Raw genomic sequence first — 16,317 nt, 5'->3', positions numbered from 1 at the left:
TCTGAAGTTAATGGCAGAGTTCCAAGAACCGCGGATCTTGGGGCACGTGGTGGACGCACCGGGTCAGAGCACGTGATCAACATTTAAAGAAAAATTCACGTTTCTTGGCACATGGCCACTTCCTTGTTCGGCCTCAGTCTGAGTCGAAGGCTCAAAAGTCACCGCCCAAGCAACTAAAGGTTGCAAGCGTCATTTCAAAAAGCAAGTCTTCAGTTCTAAGTCTCGAAGAGTCCTATGGACGCAAGCGTCAAGAAATTAAAAGGGTCTCCGCGTCCGACTTTCGGTGCACCCTTTGACCAAATCAACTAGTGGATGATCCGTGGAAAGCCTCATTTGCTTTCAGATTTCGAAGGCCGCTGGTACGTTAAGTGAGTGTAGTTTTGGATATTCTCCCGCACTGTGTTCGGAAAGCCCCCATCAATCTCTACGACTCTTAGATAGTGGTTTATTTCTACATTTCTATGAATAAACTCTTGCGCTTGCATCTCGTCCATCTCGCCCTCGAGACCTACCTGATCAGGAATCGCTGAGAATTTTTCAGCCACTGCCTCAGCACCGCCCAGCCATGAAAAATGCCAGCCAGCGTCCAAAATAGTTCGGCGCCAGACGGGCCGCTGCATCACCCAAATTGCCCGCGCCAAACGCACCCAATCACGAGGTCCGCCACCCTCACGCGCACGGATTTGGCGCATCATTCGAATTCGACCAACTATGTCGCGCCGCGCCAGACGCGGCCCAATCCGTAACCATTTTTGCTGTGTGTTTTCGAGATTTAGGTAGAACTGGAAAAGCCGCAACTCGAAACACAACACCTCGCCCTTGGAAGGGGGGCGCTCTTTCAGTCCAGCAAGAACGTTCGGCTTCACAATTTCGTCTAGATCCGAGAGCATCACAAGATCCTGCGGCGAAGCCGCTTTAATCCCCTGCTGCAAAGCGGAGCGCTGCATATGTTCGTTGTCCCATTTGGAACTCCCCTTGGGAAAGCGATCCACCACAATATGAGTGATCTTCTCGGCCCATGGGGCGAAGCGCTCCCGATGGTCATTAAAGTAGAGAGGCTTGGGTTTCCCTGTAAAGGTCTCGCGCGCCTCGACCAAAACGAAACGATCAACCACGCCGTCAAGTTCCCGCAGGCGCAGTTCCAAAAGATCCAGCTCGTTAAAAAAAGGGAAGCAATCATAAAGCTTGGGTGCATGCATAAGGCCTAACTCCGCTCTCAGCGTTTCCAAAATTATTTCAAGCTTGTTCAGTCAACCCATACGCGCAGGGACTGAACACCTAAAGTTTGATTGTGTGCAATGCAACACTACGGTTTTTAGTCTACGTAAACAGCCGCACAGGGGAGGAGGTCAAGCCCAGCCCGCCGGTAAACTCCGCGTATTTCTGCAAGACCAGCGCCGCAATCAGCCTTTCGCGCGCCGGATCGCGGAACTGCCGCACCCAGGTTTGCGCATTTTGCACGATCTCGGCCACGGCACGGGGGTTGGCCTCGCACCACGCGATCCGCTCGTCCAGATCGCTCAGATCGGCGCGGATCTGCACGAAATGCACCCCCGGCTCCAGCCGCCCCTCCATGTACCAGGTCTCGTATTCCAGCTTCGGCGCCAGCGCGACCGAGTTCGACGCCATGATCCATTTCAGATTGGTCGCCACGTCATTGCCCTCGAGCGACAGAACATACCGATGCTCGAGCTGCTGCGCGATGCTCAGCCAGCCCTTCGGCGGCGCCAGCCCCTCGGCCTCGTGGACCTGCCCGATATCATGCGCGGGGCTGTCCGCATAAAGCCGCACGGCGGCGATCCTCGGCGCCTGCCCGTTCAGCATCCCCCGCCACACAGCAGACGGGCGCTTGTCGGCCCAGCATCGGCTGTCCTTGGGAAATTGGAAATGCCGCAGCGCATCCAGCAGCAACAGAACCGACTGCGCCACATCCCCCGCAATCGGCCGGCTTTTGACCAGCGACGGCGCATCAGGCACATGGGTCACATCCCCGAAAAGCGGTGCGATGCGGAACTCCGGCCCGAACCCCTGCGCATCGCGCATCAGATCGATGTAATACATCTTGCCGCTGCGATCCGTGGTGCCGATCGACATATCGCCCAACCGCACGGGCGGCAGATCATCCACCGGCGCCGTCAGCCGATTGTAATAGGCCACCCGCTCCAGCACATCGCTCGGCACGTCCTCCAGACGCTCGGGCAGCCGCCCCGCCAGCCGGTGACGGGCCAGGGCCCACCGGCCCGGCAGGTATTCCCGAATGGCCGCGCCAAGAAAATACCCGGCCCTCTGCAAACCGCCGCCCATTGTCGCGACCTTCTCCGAACTATGAGACCCAAACGGGCTAGCAGCAGCGACCGGCCCGTACCACCAGAGCGCGCGCGCACCCGGGAAACACGTATTTTAAAATCTCTGGTTATGCCAGTGGCTGAGAGTATCGGTCTTTCGTTCTTGCTCAGTGATCCATGGATCTCGGTCCTTGGGCGCTGAAAATCGACATCAGGCCCTTGGACAGTGTACCTTGGACCGTGGATCACGGTATTTGTGACGCGGACTTTGGACCGCGCAGCCCCCACGGCTCAAGATCCAAACGAAACTAGCCGTCGTAAAATCTGCCGTTCCATCAATCAAGGGGTCTGAGCAAGCCGCAGGGGGCGGTTTTCGGGGGGATGGGGTGCCGGTCAGGCTTCGATGGGACAGAGCAAGAGTGCTGAGTAACCCCTTCGAGCGACTCAGTCGGACAGCAAACAAAGGATATAGCTTTTTTGCTTCCCGAAAGCCGCTGTGTAGTGTTGATTTTTACATACCTAGCGCGGCTAGCTTTAGGGATCCATTTTGGTAACGCGTTCAAATCAAGTATATTTATTCAATTATTTCAAGGGTATATGGCGGAGACGATGGGATTCGAACCCACGAGACCCTTCCGGGCCTACTCCCTTAGCAGGGGAGCGCCTTCGACCACTCGGCCACGTCTCCGCCGACGCGTATAGCCGGGCGGTGACACTGTTTACAAGGCGAAATTTCAGGAAACCGACATATGGTGGAGATTGGTGCGGCGCTGGTGAAATATCGCGGGCAAACAGCGTCATCCGAGGCTGACGGCCTGCCGCCCGAGGCGAGGGCGCAGGTGGGTGGCGCGCTGGAGCAAGGGGTCTGCCGGGCCGATATGGGTGTGGCCAGCCAGAGGGGATCTGGCGTAACATAGGGTGTGCAGACCTTGGGCAATGGAAGGCCAACGCATTGATACGGTTCATGTTTTCCCTTGTTCTGACCATCGCGCTGGCGCTTCCGGCATGGGCGCAGGACCGTCAGGAAATCGAGCGTCAGTTCCAAAGCTGGCTGGAGCAGACGATCTGGCCAGAAGCGCAAAGGACAGGCGTTTCGCGGCGCATATTCGATGCTGCGGTGGAGGATGTGCGGCTCAATTGGGAGCTGCCGGATCTGGTTGTGCCGGGGCAAAAGGCCCAAGTCCCGACACGCCAGAGACAGGCGGAATTTGGGGCGCCATCGCGCTATTTCAGCGGGGTCGAGACGGATGCGGCGGTGGGGCGCCAGATGGGGCAGCGGCACGCGAGGGCGCTGGCCGAGGCGGAGCGCAAGACCGGCGTGCCGGGGCGGATCGTGCTGGGAATCTGGGGACGGGAAAGCGCATATGGACGCGCGAAAATTCCGCACAACGCAATCCAAGTCCTTGCAACCAAAGGATTTATGAGCACGCGGGCGGCATATTTCACCGATGAGCTGCTGGCCGCCCTGCAGATTATGGAGCGCGGTCAGGCCCCGGCTGGGACGCTGAGAAGCAGTTGGGCCGGGGCGCTTGGGCAGCCGCAATTCATGCCCTCGAATGTTCTGGAGCATGCCGCGGATGGCGACGGGGACCGGCGCGCCGATATCTGGACCTCGGCGGCCGACACGATCGCGTCGATCGCCAATTATCTGGCGCGGCATGGCTGGCAGGCGGGGCGCGACTGGGGGTTCGAGGTGGTGGTTCCCGACACGGTCTCCTGTGCGCTGGAGGGGCCGGACCAAGGGCGCCGGATCGCCGATTGGGCCGCTGCAGGCGTGCGGCGGGTATCGGGTAAACCCTTCCCTGATAATGAAAAAAACAAAGACGGATTTCTGATGATGCCAGCCGGGCGGCACGGGCCGGCCTTTGTCGTCACGCCCAATTTCTATGTCCTGAAGGACTATAACATGAGCGATCTCTATGCGCTTTACGTGGGTCACGTGGGCGACAGGATCGCCTATGGCATGGGCGATTTCGAGGGGCGCTGGCGCGATCCGGGGCGGCTGATGCGGTCGGATATCGCACGGATGCAGCAGGGCCTCGAGAGGCTGGGGCATGATGTCGGCGGGGTGGACGGGCTGCCGGGGTTCAAGACGCGGCGATCCATCGGACGCTGGCAGGAGGCCACTGGACGGGCCCCGACATGCTTTCCGGACAGGGCGGTGATCGACGCGCTGGCGCGGTGAGTGCCGAATCACCCCCAAGCCCCTGATTAACGGCGAAAAACCCCGTTCGGTATCGCGTCGGTATCACGTCGGTATCGCGTCGGTACCCGGCACCGAAATGCGCAAGGTTAACAGAGCGTTCGTTCTGTTTGCCCCAAATTCCGTACGAAACGCCGGAAGCCAAACACCAGATCAGGTGTTGAAGAGGAAATGCAGCACGTCGCCATCCTTGACGATATAGGCCTTGCCCTCGGCGCGCATCTTGCCGGCTTCCTTGGCGCCCTGTTCACCGTTGCAGGCGACGAAATCGTCATAGGCGATGGTTTCGGCGCGGATGAAGCCCTTTTCGAAATCACCATGGATGACGCCTGCGGCCTTGGGGGCGGAGGTGCCTGCGGGAATGGTCCAGGCGCGGGCCTCTTTCGGGCCGACGGTGAAATAGGTCTCGAGATGCAGAAGATCGTAGCCCGCGCGAATGAGACGGTCGAGACCGGCTTCGGTCAGGCCCATCTCGTCGAGGAACATCTCGGCCTCTTCGGCGTCGAGCTGGCTGATCTCTTCCTCGATGCGGGCGGAGATCACGACGCTGGCCGCGCCCTGTTCGGCGGCCATCTGTTCGACTGCGGCGGAGAAGGCATTGCCGGTGGCGGCGCTGCCCTCATCGACGTTGCAGACGTAGAGAATGGGCTTGGTGGTCAGAAGCTGCAGACCTTTCCAGGCTTTCTGGTCCTCGGCGGAGACCTCGACGGTGCGGGCCGGTTGGCCGTTTTCCAGCGCGGCCTGGGCTGCGGCGAGCAGGCGCTCTTGCAGGACGGCCTCCTTGTCACCGCCCTTGAGCTTGCGCACGAGGCCGGCGCGGCGCTTTTCGATCGATTCGAGATCGGCCAGCATCAGTTCGGTTTCGATCACCTCGGCATCGGCGACGGGATCGACACGGCCTTCGACATGGGTGACGTCGCCATCCTCGAAGCAGCGCAGCACATGGGCGATGGCGTCCACTTCGCGGATATTGGCGAGAAACTGGTTGCCCAAACCCTCGCCCTTGGAGGCGCCTTTGACCAGACCGGCAATGTCCACAAAGGTCATCCGGGTGGGAATGATGGTGGCCGAGCCGCCGATCCGGGCCAGCGTATCAAGCCGCGCATCGGGCACGTTCACCTCGCCCACATTGGGTTCGATGGTGCAGAACGGGAAATTCGCGGCCTGCGCGGCCGCCGTCTTGGTCAGCGCGTTGAACAGCGTGGACTTGCCCACATTCGGCAGTCCGACGATCCCCATCTTGAAGCCCATGCCCGGCCCCTCCTGATTGCGAGTTGCGCGCATCTACGGCGCGGGACGGGTCGAGGTCAAGCTGGGCATTGATTTTGCCCCGGCTTTCGGTCAAACCCGGTGCGACCCAATTTCAGGATAAAGCAATGACCCGCATCGACGCCAAATTCGCCGAGCTTCAGGCCGCAGGAAAAAAAGCCTTCGTGGCCTATGTGATGGCGGGCGATCCGGATTACGACACCTCGCTCGAGCTGATCAAGGGGCTGCCGGGAGCGGGTGTGGACATCATCGAGATGGGCATGCCCTTTACCGATCCGATGGCCGATGGCGAAACGATCCAGCTGGCGGGGCAGCGCGCGCTTGCCGGGGGTCAGACCCTGGAGAAGACGCTGGCGATGGCGACGGAGTTCCGCAAGGAGGACGACACCACGCCAATCGTGATGATGGGCTATTACAACCCGATCTACAATCGCGGGGTGGACAAGTTTCTGGCCGATGCCAAGGCGGCGGGGATCGACGGGCTGATCGTGGTGGACCTGCCGCCCGAAGAGGATGACGAGCTGTGCATTCCCGCGCAGAAAGCCGGGCTGAACTTCATCAGGTTGGCCACACCCACCACCGATGACAAGCGCCTGCCCAAGGTGCTGCAAAACACCAGCGGCTTTGTGTATTACGTGTCGATCACCGGGATCACCGGCGCGGCGGCAGCACAGGCCGCCGATGTGGCGCCCGAAGTGGCACGCATCAAGTCGCAGACCGATCTGCCGGTCATCGTGGGCTTCGGCATCCGCAGCCCCGAGACCAGCCGCGAGATCGCCGGTGTCGCCGATGGCGCGGTCGTGGGCTCGGCCATCGTGGCCAAGCTGGCCGAGGGCGTGCCGGTTCCGCAAGTGCTGGACTTCGTCAAGGGATTGGCTGACGGCGCACATACGGCCTGAAGGCGCATGTCGGCATGGCGGGGCGGATTGCGCGCGGGCAAAGTGACTGGTAATCGAACCTGACCAGTTTGCCCGGAGAACCCTGCCATGCCCGTCATCACATCCATCGCCGATCTCAAGCGCATCTATCACCGGCGCGTGCCGAAGATGTTCTTTGATTACGCGGAATCGGGCAGCTGGACCGAACAGACCTTCCGCGAGAACACCAGCGACTTCTCGGACATCTATCTGCGGCAACGGGTGGCCGTGGACATGGACGGGCGCAGCACCGCCAGCCAGATGATCGGCCAGGATGTCGCGATGCCGGTGGGTCTTGCGCCGGTGGGGCTTACGGGGATGCAGCACGCCGACGGCGAGATCAAGGCCGCGCGCGCGGCGGGCAAGTTCGGGGTGCCCTACACGCTGTCCACAATGTCGATCTGTTCGATCGAGGATGTGGCCGAGAACACCGACAAACCCTTCTGGATGCAGGTCTACACGCTGAAGGACGACGACTTCATGCAGCGCCTGTTCGATCGGGCGAAAGCGGCCAACTGTTCGGCGGCGATGATCACGGTGGATCTGCAGGTGTTGGGCCAGCGGCACAAGGACCTCAAGAACGGGCTGAGCGCGCCGCCCAAGCTGACGCCGGCATCGGTGGCCAACATGATGACCAAGGTGCAGTGGGGGCTGGGGATGCTCGGGACCAAGCGGCGGTTCTTCGGCAATATCGTGGGCCATGCGAAGGGCGTGACGGACCCCTCGTCGCTGAGCACATGGACGTCCGAGGCCTTCGATCCCTCGCTCAACTGGGATCGCATCCGGGAGTTTCGCAAGATGTGGGACGGCCCGCTGATCATCAAGGGCATCATGGATCCGCGCGATGCACGCGAGGCGCTGAATGTCGGGGCAGATGCGATCATCGTGTCGAACCATGGCGGGCGGCAACTCGATGGCGCGCTGAGCGCGATCCGCGCCCTGCCTGCGATCCTCGATGCGGTGGGCGACAAGATCGAGGTGCATATCGACAGCGGCATCCGGACAGGTCAGGACGTGCTCAAGGCTTTGGCCATGGGGGCGAAGGGCACCTATATCGGGCGCGCTTATGTCTACGGCCTGGGCGCGATGGGCGAGGCGGGCGTGACCCGCGCGCTCGAGGTGATCCACAAGGAGCTCGATGTGTCGATGGCACTTTGTGGTCGCCGCGACGTGCGCACACTGGACCGCGATATCCTGATGATCCCGGAAGGGTTCGAGGGCCGCTGGCAGGCGTGAGCACGCTCTCCGCGCCGATGCGCTTGCGTCATGTGGCGGATGCCTCCGGCGGGGATATTTGGAGCCAGAAGAAACCCCGGGGCGGCTGCGGCTTCTTCTGGCCGGAAATATCCCGGGGGAGGCGCGGCGAAGACGCGACGGGGGCTGGCCCCCTACACGGCCCGACGCTGTGAATTGGGCCTTTTCAACAGGGGCGATCCGGTCTATACGCGCGGCTTCACGCGGGGTTACAGCCTTGGAGGAACCCCGCCCTAACCTATGGAGAACAACATGGCTGGAGAAATTCCTGATCTTCACGCCCAGGAACGCACGGGGACAGGCAAGGGCGCCGCTCGTGCTGTGCGCCGCGCGCATATGGTTCCGGGCATCGTATTCGGTGGCGACGTCGATCCGCTTCCGATCCAGATTCCCTACAACGTGCTGATCAAGAAGCTGAAAGAGGGACGGTTCAAGTCGACCCTGTTCAACCTCAAGGTCGAAGGGCATGACGATGTGCGCGTGATCTGCCGCGACGTGCAGCGCGATGTGGTCAAGGATCTGCCGACCCATCTGGACCTGATGCGTCTGCGCCGGACGACGAAGATCAACCTGTTCATCCCGGTGACCTTCACCGGCGAGGACGTGGCGCCCGGCCTCAAGAAGGGCGGCGTTCTGACCGTGGTCCGCAACGAGATCGAGCTGGTCGTGACGGCGGGCGACATTCCCGAAGAGGTCACCGTGGATCTGTCGGGCATGGATATCGGCGATACGCTGACCATCAGCCAGGTGACGCTGCCGGAAGGCGCGCAGACGACGATCGACCGCGATTTCGTGATCTGCAACATCTCGGCCCCGTCGGCGCTGAGATCGGCAGAGGACGAGGACGAGTCGGCCGAGGTTCCGACCGTTGGTGAGACGGAAGCCGAGGGCGACGAGGGCTGAGGCCGTCACGCGCTCCGGTCCGGAGCCGCGGCAAGACAGCAAACGCGGGATGGCAGCGCCGTCCCGCGTTTTTTCATGCGCTGCGCAGTCGCCGCATGCACAGGATCCGGCCACGCGACGGGCCGGGATCATAGGTCAGGCCCGAGGCCGACAGGCAATCGACAATGCGCTTGATCGCCATGTCCGGATATCGGGCCGGGTGCAGTTCCATCATCACCGAGCGCACATGATCGGGCCATGGCGCATCGAAGAGATGTTCCTCCGCGCCTTCGACATCCATGATCACCACATGGGGCCGATAGCGCGCCAGCAGATCGCCCAGCACAAGGCGCGGCACATGGATCACCGAAGCGGAGCGGGCATCGGGGGTGGCGATATGCGCCCCCCAGAAGGCCGAGCCGGTCTGAAAGCCGATCCTGTCCGGACCTGCGGCCTGCCCTGTCACCGCACCATGCAGCAAGGTCACGCCGGCGACATCGTTGCGCGCGAGATTGGCCTCGATCACCGGCAGCATATGCGGGTTGGCCTCGACCGTGACGACGTTTTCGGCGCCGGTGATCCCGGCACAGAGCGTCGCGATATAGCCAAGCCCCGAGCCCAGTTCGAGCACACGCTGGCCCGGGCGCAGGCGCATCAGGGCGGCGCGCGCCTCATGCGCCTCATAGCCGCCCGAGACCAGCTTGTCCCGGATCCAGTCGGTCAGCATCGCATCGGGCAGCGCCAGTTGCACCCCGTTCACCTCATACTCGGCCATACACTGCCCCTGATCGTTGATTCCATCGCCCATGCCGCGTAGACCAGCATCACCAAAGATGGGGGCCGCGGCAATGCTGCTATTCGTGGGGCTGGGAAATCCCGGTGCGAAATATGCCGGAAACCGGCACAATATCGGCTTCATGGCCATCGACCGTATCGCAAAGGACCATGGGTTCGGGCCGTGGAAGGGAAAGTTTCAGGGCGAGATCGCCGAAGGCCAGTTGGGCGGGCAGAAGGTGATGCTGCTCAAGCCCGGCACCTTCATGAATCTCAGCGGGCAGTCGGTGGGCGAGGCGATGCGCTTTTACAAGCTGGAGCCGGGCGATGTGACCGTGTTCCATGACGAGCTGGATCTGGCGCCGGGCAAGGTCCGGGTCAAGATTGGCGGCGGCCATGCGGGGCATAACGGGATGCGCTCGATCCATCAGCATGTCGGAGAGGCCTATCAGCGCGTACGGCTTGGTATCGGGCATCCCGGCCGCAAGGAGCTGGTGGCGCAGTATGTCCTGCAGGATTTCGCCAAGGCGGATGCCGATTGGCTGGACGATCTGATGCGCGGCATTTCCGATGGCGCCGCAGAGCTGGCGGCGGGCCGCAAGGACAGGTTCCTGAATGCCATCGCGCAGCGCATGGCCCCTGCCGGTGCGCCGCCTGCGCCGAAATCCGATGCGGCGGGCGCGGCGCCCAAGGCGCGGCCGGCTGTCAAGCCGGAAGAGCAGGCCGCGGACAGCCGCAGCCCGCTGCAACGTCTGGTCGACAGGTTCCGATGAGCGCCGCAGACCAGGGGAGAGCGGACAGATGAGGTGGATCCTGCGATGGGCGATGCGCGCGGTGCTGATGGCCCTGTTGGCGATTGTGGTCATAGGTCTGTGGAAGCGCGACGAGATCCTGAGATTATGGGCGGTCAACACGCTCTTTGACGAGGGCCGGATCGTCGAGAATTTCTCGCATATGGACCGGGCGTTCCTGACCGTGCCGCTGGGGCGCGGCGAGGGGCCGGTCTCGGACCTGCCCGAGGGGCCGCCGCTGGCGCTGCCGCAAGGCACTCAGGCATGGATCGAGGCGCGGGCGGTCACCTCGCTGATGGTGCTGCATGAGGGCCGGGTGGTGCATGAAAGCTATCACCTGGGCACCGGGCCGGAAGATCGGAGGATCGGCTGGTCGCTGTCGAAAAGCTATCTCTCGGCGCTTTTCGGTCTTCTGGTGGAGGATGGCACGATCGCGTCGCTTGACGTGCCGGTGACGCATTATGACCGGCGCCTGATCGGGGGGGCCTATGACGGGGTGACGATCCGGCAGGTCTTGCAGATGACCAGCGGTGTGGAGTTCGACGAGGATTACCTGGACTATCATTCGGATATCAACCGCATGGGCCGGGTGCTGGCGCTTGGCGGCACGATGGACGGGTTCGCGGCGGGGCTGATGGCGCGGGCGGCGCAGCCTGGAGCGCTGTGGGAGTATGTCTCGATCGACACGCATGTTCTGGGCATGGTGGTGCGCGGTGCGACGGGCCGGGAGATTCCGGACCTGCTGACCGAGAGGATCCTGGCGCCGCTGGGGCTTGAAGACGCGCCCTATTATCTGAGCGATGGCGAGGGTGTGGCCTTTGTCCTTGGCGGTCTGAACATGCGCACAAGGGATCATGCCCGGTTCGGGCTGATGTATGAACAGATGGGCGTCTATGAGGGGCGGCAGGTGGTGCCGGCCGATTGGGTGCGTCTGTCGACCCGAGCCAGCGCGCCGACACAGCCGGGAAAGATCGGCTATGGCTATCAGTGGTGGATTCCGGTGGGCGCGCCGGATGGGGTTTTCATGGCGCGCGGCATCTATGGGCAGTATATCTATATCGACCAGGACCGGGATGCGGTGATCGTGGTGACCAGCGCGGACCGGGGCTTTCGCGAAGAGGGCGTGCACGAGGCGAATGTCGAGATGATGCGCCGGATCGCCGAGGCGCTGTGACGGGTTGAAGAGACAGCCCCGGCGCTATTTACTGTGGGGACAGCCACGGATCAGCAGACAAGGACGCAAGGGCATGAGTTACATCGCCATGAACAGGTTTCAGGTGCGCCACGGGTTCGAGGAGAGCTTCGAGACCATGTGGGCCAAGCGGGAAAGCCGGTTGAAGGAGATGGACGGGTTTCGCGAGTTCCGCCTTCTGAAAGGTCCGGATGGAGACGGGTTCCGGCATTATATCAGCCATGCGATCTGGGACAGTTACACAGCCTTCGAGGCGTGGACGAAATCGCAGCAGTTCCGCGATGCGCACAAGGGCGCAGGCCAATCGCAGACACGCGATGCGCTGATGGGGGCGCCTGTCTTCGAGGGATACGAGACAGTGCTGCACGAGGCGTGAGCGGCAAGACACGCCACGGCCCACTGCCAATGCAAGAGGAGCACGCGGGATGATGACGAAAGACGAGGCGGTCAATGTTCTGGGCGGTGACCTGGAGCTGTGTTCGCAAGACCCCGTGACCGGCTTTTTCCGGGACGGGCATTGCAATACATGCACCGAAGATCGGGGCAGCCATACGGTCTGTGCGCTGATGACGGCGGAGTTTCTGGCCTATTCGAAATATGTGGGCAACGACCTGAGCACGCCACGACCGGAATTCGGCTTTGCCGGATTGCGGCCCGGCGATCAATGGTGCCTGTGCGCGGCGCGGTTCCTGCAGGCCCATGACGAAGGCTGCGCGCCGAAGGTGCGGCTCTCGGCCACGCATATGCGCGCGCTGGATATCGTGCCGCTGCATGTGTTGCAGGAGCATGCGACGGAAAACTGAGAGGCCGACGCAGGCGCCAAACGCCTTCGAAGGCGCGTGGCCAAGGCGCTTTGAGGCACCCTGGGGCATGTGTCAGTCGGCGTCGTCCATGTCGAAGCCCAGATGGCGGGCGACGGTGAAGATGTCCTTGTCGCCCCGGCCGCACATATTCATGACCAGCAGGTGATCGGAGGGAAGATCGGGGGCGATCTTCATGACATGGGCCAGCGCATGGCTGGGTTCGAGCGCCGGGATGATCCCTTCGAGTTCACAGCACAGCTGGAACGCCTCGAGCGCCTCGCGGTCGGTGATCGAGACGTATTTCGCGCGGCCGATATCGTGCAGCCAGCTGTGTTCGGGGCCGATGCCGGGATAATCGAGACCCGCCGAGATCGAATAGCCTTCGAGGATCTGGCCATCATCGTCCTGCAGAAGATAGGTGCGGTTGCCATGCAGAACACCGGGGCGACCGCCGGTTAGCGAAGCGCAATGCTCCATCTTTTCGTCGACGCCGCGGCCCCCGGCCTCGACCCCGATGATGTTCACGCTGGAATCGTCGAGAAAGGGATAGAACAGGCCCATGGCGTTCGAGCCGCCACCGATCGCGGCAATGATCGTGTCGGGCAGACGGCCTTCGGCGGCCTGCATCTGTTCCTTGGCTTCCTTGCCGATGATCGACTGGAAATCGCGCACCATGGCCGGATAGGGATGCGGGCCGGCGACGGTGCCGATGCAATAGAACGTGTCACGCACATTGGTGACCCAGTCGCGCAGCGCGTCGTTCATCGCGTCCTTGAGCGTGCCGCGACCCGAGGTGACCGGGATCACTTCGGCGCCCAGAAGGCGCATGCGGAAGACGTTGGGTTTCTGGCGCTGGACGTCATGCGCGCCCATGTAGACCACGCATTTCAGGCCGAACTTGGCGCAGACCGTGGCGGTGGCGACGCCGTGCTGACCAGCGCCGGTTTCGGCGATGATCCGGGTCTTGCCCATGCGGCGGGCGAGAATGATCTGGCCCAGCACGTTGTTGATCTTGTGCGCGCCGGTGTGGTTGAGCTCGTCGCGCTTGAGATAGATCTTGGCGCCGCCCAGATGCTTGGTCAGCCGGTCCGCATAATAGAGCGGGCTGGGGCGGCCCACGTAATGGGTCCAGAGATCATGCATTTCGTCCCAGAAGGACTGATCGGTTTTGGCGTGCTCATATTGCTCTTCAAGCTCGAGGATGAGCGGCATAAGGGTTTCGGACACGAAGCGACCGCCGAAGTCGCCGAAGCGGCCTTTTTCGTCGGGTCCTGTCATGAAGGAATTGAAAAGATCGTTCATCGCTGCGTGCCTTCCGGTCTGGGCCTTGATCCTTGGGTTCAATATGGGACGCACAGGGGATTTTCCAGCGAAAACCGACGGAACCGGGGTGGGCAAGGCGTTTCGAAACGCCTTTTATGCGCGGTTTCGAAACCGCGCGGGACGCCGCGCCGGCGCGGCGTGGTCAAGGGCTTTCGAAAGCCCTTGACCAAAGATCAACGCCGCGCACGGCGGATCGGCAGGGTATTGCAGAATATCACGAAGTGGCGGCCATTCTCGACGGCCTGGAATCCGCGGCGTTCCACCTCGGCCAAGAAGGCCTGACGACCGGCGAGGCGTTCGACATCACGGATCTGGCGCTTGACGACCCCGCCGCGCATCGCCTCGGTCGAGGTGAAGACCTGGGCGATCCAGCGCTCGGGCGTCAGGTGATCTGGCAAACGGCTCATGCAGACAGCCTGCCACCGCCAAGATTAAGACGAGGTTAACGCGGGATCACAGCATCCGCATCACATGGAGCCGGGACCACAACTCTGGTTCGGCCAGAAGATAGGGTCGGAACGGGGCGCTGATTTCGACCTCTTCCCAGTGACCAGCGGCCTTGAGACCGTCGATCACCGCCGGAAAGCCCTGGCTTTCCCATGTGGCGCTCAGAAGGTTGAACACGCCGATCCCGCCGGGTCGCGTGACGCGTGCGAGGTCCCGAAGGCTTTCGGGCGGGGCATGTCCGGGGCCGAAGGAGCCGATGCAGGTGAAGGCCGCAAAGGCGTCATTCGCGAAAGGCAGACCTGTGGCCATGTTGGCGACGGTGGCATCTGCATAGACCCCGGTGCGCCGCGCCGCCGCGATCATTTCCGGCGAGAGGTCGCACCCGGTGATCGGACCATAGCCCAGGATCGCCAGCGTCTCGCCCACCAGCCCTGTGCCACAGCCTGCATCGAGGATCGGACCTGACACGGATGAGCCGAGGTGCCGCGCCAACAGCCCCGCGCCGAGGGACGGCAACCGAAAGCCCTTGCGCAGATTGTCTGCATCATAGCTGCGCGACCAGTCGTCATAGAGTTTGCGCGTGGCATCGGGCGACTTGGCGCCATAGACATCACCGAGATCTTCGGATTTCTGCTTGGTCAATTGCCCCTCCTGTTGATCGTGGACCGGACGGGCTCAATCCTCGGAGGCGGCGCGGGCCCTGTCAATGAAAGCGCGCATGAGATCGGCGTCCTTTTCACCCGGAGCCCGTTCCACACCTGACGAGACATCGAGTTGCCGTGCGCCTGTCTGGTGGACCGCATCCGCGACGTTGTCGGGGTTCAGACCACCGGCCAGCATCCACGGTTTCGACCAGCGGCGCCCCGAAAGAAGCGTCCAATCGAAGGCCATGGCATTGCCGCCGGGACGATCGGCGCCAGCGGGGGGCTTGGCATCGACAAGGATCTGATCGGCGACCTTTTCGTAGAAATCGATCTGTGTCAGATCGGTTTCATCCGCGACGCCCACCGCCTTCATCACCGGCAGGCCGGTGCGCTGTTTGATCTGCGTGACGCGCGCGGGCGTTTCGTGACCATGCAGCTGGATCATGTCGATCTGCACATGGGCGGTCAGCGCATCCAGCAGCGCATCATCGGGATCGACGGTGAGAGCCACGCGGATGATCCCCTCGGGCACGGCAGCGGCCATGAAGGCCGCGGCCTCGAGATCGAGGTTGCGGGGCGATTTGGGAAAGAACACGAACCCCACATAGGAGGCCCCCGCAAGGATTGCGGCGGGCACGTCGGCGGGATCGGTCAACCCGCAGATCTTGACCTTGATGTCATCGGGCATGGCGCGCTCAGCTGGCCTTGTCGAGCAGGGCCAGAACCTCGTCCTTGCCCTCGTGGGTCTCGCCCTTGAGGCGTTTCACCTCGGCGCGCAGGGCGCGCAATTCGCGCATCTGGCGCGCGGCGGCGGCCCGCTCGCCATATTCGCGGATCCATTCCCAGATGAAACCGACGACAAGCCCGGCGGCCACACCTGCGAAGATCACCACGAACAAAGGTACTTCATGGCTGGGATTCAGCGCCGCAAGGCCCGACAATTCGTCGGGCACCAGACGCACCTCGACCATGGCGCGATTGGCGAGGGCCACAAGAACAAGCGCCACAGCGAAGATGGCAATGGACGCATAGCGGATGTAACGCATCAGGATTTTCCGTTCAGTCGGTCACGCAACAGCTTGCCCGTCTTGAAGAACGGCACATGCTTTTCCTCTACATAGACCGCCTCGCCGGTCCGGGGATTGCGACCGGTGCGCGCATCGCGCCGTTTCACTGAGAACGCGCCGAAGCCGCGCAGCTCAACCCGGTTTCCTTCGGCCATGGCGTTGGTGATCTCGTTGAAAATGGTATTAACGATACGCTCGACATCGCGCTGATAAAGATGCGGATTTTCTTCGGCAATTTTTTGAATCAACTCCGACCGGATCATTGGTTCTCCCCCGGGTTTTTTGGTTTTTGGCGCAACAGGCAGTCTTGGGGACTATAGATACAAACATCAGGAATCGAAACAGAAACACGGGGGGGCCAAGCGGCAAATCGCAGAATTTCTCGCGTTAAACGGGCATTTTGATCGCAAGACCAATGTCCCAAGCAGCATGCGGCACCCACCCAAGGCATTTTGCATCCGCAGCA

19 protein-coding genes and 1 tRNA gene are annotated in these 16,317 nt (G+C 62.1%); 9 read left to right on the top strand and 11 right to left on the bottom strand.

The genetic code is table 11. From position 1 onward, the window contains the following. Positions 1-329: 329 nt before the first annotated feature. From RAZWK3B_RS17905 to RAZWK3B_RS17890, 3 genes are all read right to left on the bottom strand, one after another. Positions 330-1,199 carry a glycosyltransferase family 17 protein gene (locus RAZWK3B_RS17905; RefSeq protein ID WP_083799263.1) on the bottom strand — a complete coding sequence of 290 codons (870 nt, stop codon included), beginning with the start codon at positions 1,197-1,199 and terminating at the stop codon, positions 330-332. A gap of 121 nt (positions 1,200-1,320) precedes the next feature. After that, positions 1,321-2,304 (bottom strand): glycosyl transferase family 90, encoded by a 984-nt coding sequence (locus RAZWK3B_RS17895; RefSeq protein ID WP_007817642.1) that lies wholly within the window; start codon positions 2,302-2,304, stop codon positions 1,321-1,323. A 579-nt stretch (positions 2,305-2,883) separates the two neighbouring features. Continuing rightward, positions 2,884-2,973 (bottom strand) — tRNA-Ser (locus tag RAZWK3B_RS17890). Positions 2,974-3,034: 61 nt separating this feature from the next. Here RAZWK3B_RS17890 and RAZWK3B_RS21300 point away from each other — a divergent pair. After that, positions 3,035-3,202, top strand: a complete 168-nt coding sequence (locus RAZWK3B_RS21300) for a hypothetical protein (RefSeq protein WP_007817640.1) — start codon at positions 3,035-3,037, stop codon at positions 3,200-3,202. A gap of 47 nt (positions 3,203-3,249) precedes the next feature. Beyond that, complete coding sequence (locus RAZWK3B_RS17885; RefSeq protein ID WP_007817639.1) at positions 3,250-4,470, top strand: lytic murein transglycosylase; 1,221 nt, start codon at positions 3,250-3,252, stop codon at positions 4,468-4,470. A 171-nt stretch (positions 4,471-4,641) separates the two neighbouring features. Here the strand turns inward: RAZWK3B_RS17885 and ychF are convergent, their stop codons facing one another. Further along, positions 4,642-5,739 (bottom strand): redox-regulated ATPase YchF, encoded by a 1,098-nt coding sequence (gene ychF / locus RAZWK3B_RS17880; protein WP_007817637.1) that lies wholly within the window; start codon positions 5,737-5,739, stop codon positions 4,642-4,644. A 125-nt stretch (positions 5,740-5,864) separates the two neighbouring features. Between ychF and trpA the strand changes: the two genes are divergently transcribed. From trpA to RAZWK3B_RS17865, 3 genes are all read left to right on the top strand, one after another. Continuing rightward, positions 5,865-6,656, top strand: coding sequence for a tryptophan synthase subunit alpha (gene trpA / locus RAZWK3B_RS17875; RefSeq protein WP_007817635.1), 792 nt, complete (start codon positions 5,865-5,867; stop codon positions 6,654-6,656). A gap of 87 nt (positions 6,657-6,743) precedes the next feature. Then, a complete protein-coding gene (locus RAZWK3B_RS17870) occupies positions 6,744-7,910 on the top strand; it encodes an alpha-hydroxy acid oxidase (protein ID WP_007817633.1) in 1,167 nt (388 codons plus the stop codon). 270 nt (positions 7,911-8,180) lie between these two features. Beyond that, on the top strand, positions 8,181-8,831 hold the full coding sequence (locus RAZWK3B_RS17865) for a 50S ribosomal protein L25/general stress protein Ctc (RefSeq protein ID WP_037296245.1): 651 nt from the start codon (positions 8,181-8,183) through the stop codon (positions 8,829-8,831). A gap of 73 nt (positions 8,832-8,904) precedes the next feature. Here RAZWK3B_RS17865 and RAZWK3B_RS17860 read toward each other — a convergent pair whose 3' ends face one another. Continuing rightward, a complete protein-coding gene (locus RAZWK3B_RS17860; protein WP_157132313.1) occupies positions 8,905-9,585 on the bottom strand; it encodes an FkbM family methyltransferase in 681 nt (226 codons plus the stop codon). Positions 9,586-9,658: 73 nt separating this feature from the next. Here RAZWK3B_RS17860 and pth point away from each other — a divergent pair, with 73 nt between their 5' ends. The 4 genes from pth to RAZWK3B_RS17840 all read left to right on the top strand — a co-directional run bounded on the left by pth (position 9,659) and on the right by RAZWK3B_RS17840 (position 12,370). Next, the gene (gene pth, locus RAZWK3B_RS17855; RefSeq protein WP_037296244.1) at positions 9,659-10,357 is read left to right on the top strand and encodes an aminoacyl-tRNA hydrolase; all 699 of its coding nucleotides are present in this window, start codon (positions 9,659-9,661) and stop codon (positions 10,355-10,357) included. 28 nt (positions 10,358-10,385) lie between these two features. Next, positions 10,386-11,549, top strand: a complete 1,164-nt coding sequence (locus RAZWK3B_RS17850) for a serine hydrolase domain-containing protein (protein ID WP_007817623.1) — start codon at positions 10,386-10,388, stop codon at positions 11,547-11,549. A 73-nt stretch (positions 11,550-11,622) separates the two neighbouring features. Further along, positions 11,623-11,943, top strand: coding sequence for a heme-degrading protein HmuQ (gene hmuQ / locus RAZWK3B_RS17845; RefSeq protein WP_007817621.1), 321 nt, complete (start codon positions 11,623-11,625; stop codon positions 11,941-11,943). 49 nt (positions 11,944-11,992) lie between these two features. After that, positions 11,993-12,370, top strand: a complete 378-nt coding sequence (locus RAZWK3B_RS17840; protein ID WP_007817618.1) for a DUF2237 family protein — start codon at positions 11,993-11,995, stop codon at positions 12,368-12,370. Positions 12,371-12,442: 72 nt separating this feature from the next. Here the strand turns inward: RAZWK3B_RS17840 and trpB are convergent, their stop codons facing one another. The 6 genes from trpB to ihfB all read right to left on the bottom strand — a co-directional run bounded on the left by trpB (position 12,443) and on the right by ihfB (position 16,114). Beyond that, positions 12,443-13,672, bottom strand: coding sequence for a tryptophan synthase subunit beta (gene trpB, locus RAZWK3B_RS17835; protein WP_007817616.1), 1,230 nt, complete (start codon positions 13,670-13,672; stop codon positions 12,443-12,445). Positions 13,673-13,866: 194 nt separating this feature from the next. Next, positions 13,867-14,100 (bottom strand): hypothetical protein, encoded by a 234-nt coding sequence (locus RAZWK3B_RS17830; protein ID WP_007817614.1) that lies wholly within the window; start codon positions 14,098-14,100, stop codon positions 13,867-13,869. 46 nt (positions 14,101-14,146) lie between these two features. Further along, positions 14,147-14,782, bottom strand: coding sequence for a class I SAM-dependent DNA methyltransferase (locus tag RAZWK3B_RS17825; protein ID WP_007817611.1), 636 nt, complete (start codon positions 14,780-14,782; stop codon positions 14,147-14,149). Between the two features lie 33 nt (positions 14,783-14,815). Then, a complete protein-coding gene (locus RAZWK3B_RS17820; RefSeq protein WP_007817609.1) occupies positions 14,816-15,472 on the bottom strand; it encodes a phosphoribosylanthranilate isomerase in 657 nt (218 codons plus the stop codon). A 7-nt stretch (positions 15,473-15,479) separates the two neighbouring features. Then, positions 15,480-15,830 carry a LapA family protein gene (locus RAZWK3B_RS17815; protein WP_007817607.1) on the bottom strand — a complete coding sequence of 117 codons (351 nt, stop codon included), beginning with the start codon at positions 15,828-15,830 and terminating at the stop codon, positions 15,480-15,482. Next, a complete protein-coding gene (gene ihfB, locus RAZWK3B_RS17810) occupies positions 15,830-16,114 on the bottom strand; it encodes an integration host factor subunit beta (protein WP_007817605.1) in 285 nt (94 codons plus the stop codon). The genes RAZWK3B_RS17815 and ihfB overlap by 1 nt, the downstream gene beginning before the upstream one ends. Positions 16,115-16,317: the final 203 nt, after the last annotated feature.

Source organism: Roseobacter sp. AzwK-3b (genome assembly GCF_000170875.1).
GTDB lineage: Bacteria > Pseudomonadota > Alphaproteobacteria > Rhodobacterales > Rhodobacteraceae > Roseovarius > Roseovarius litoreus.
Note: the sequence above shows the minus strand (reverse complement) of the source record. Positions and strands in the feature narration are given on the sequence as shown.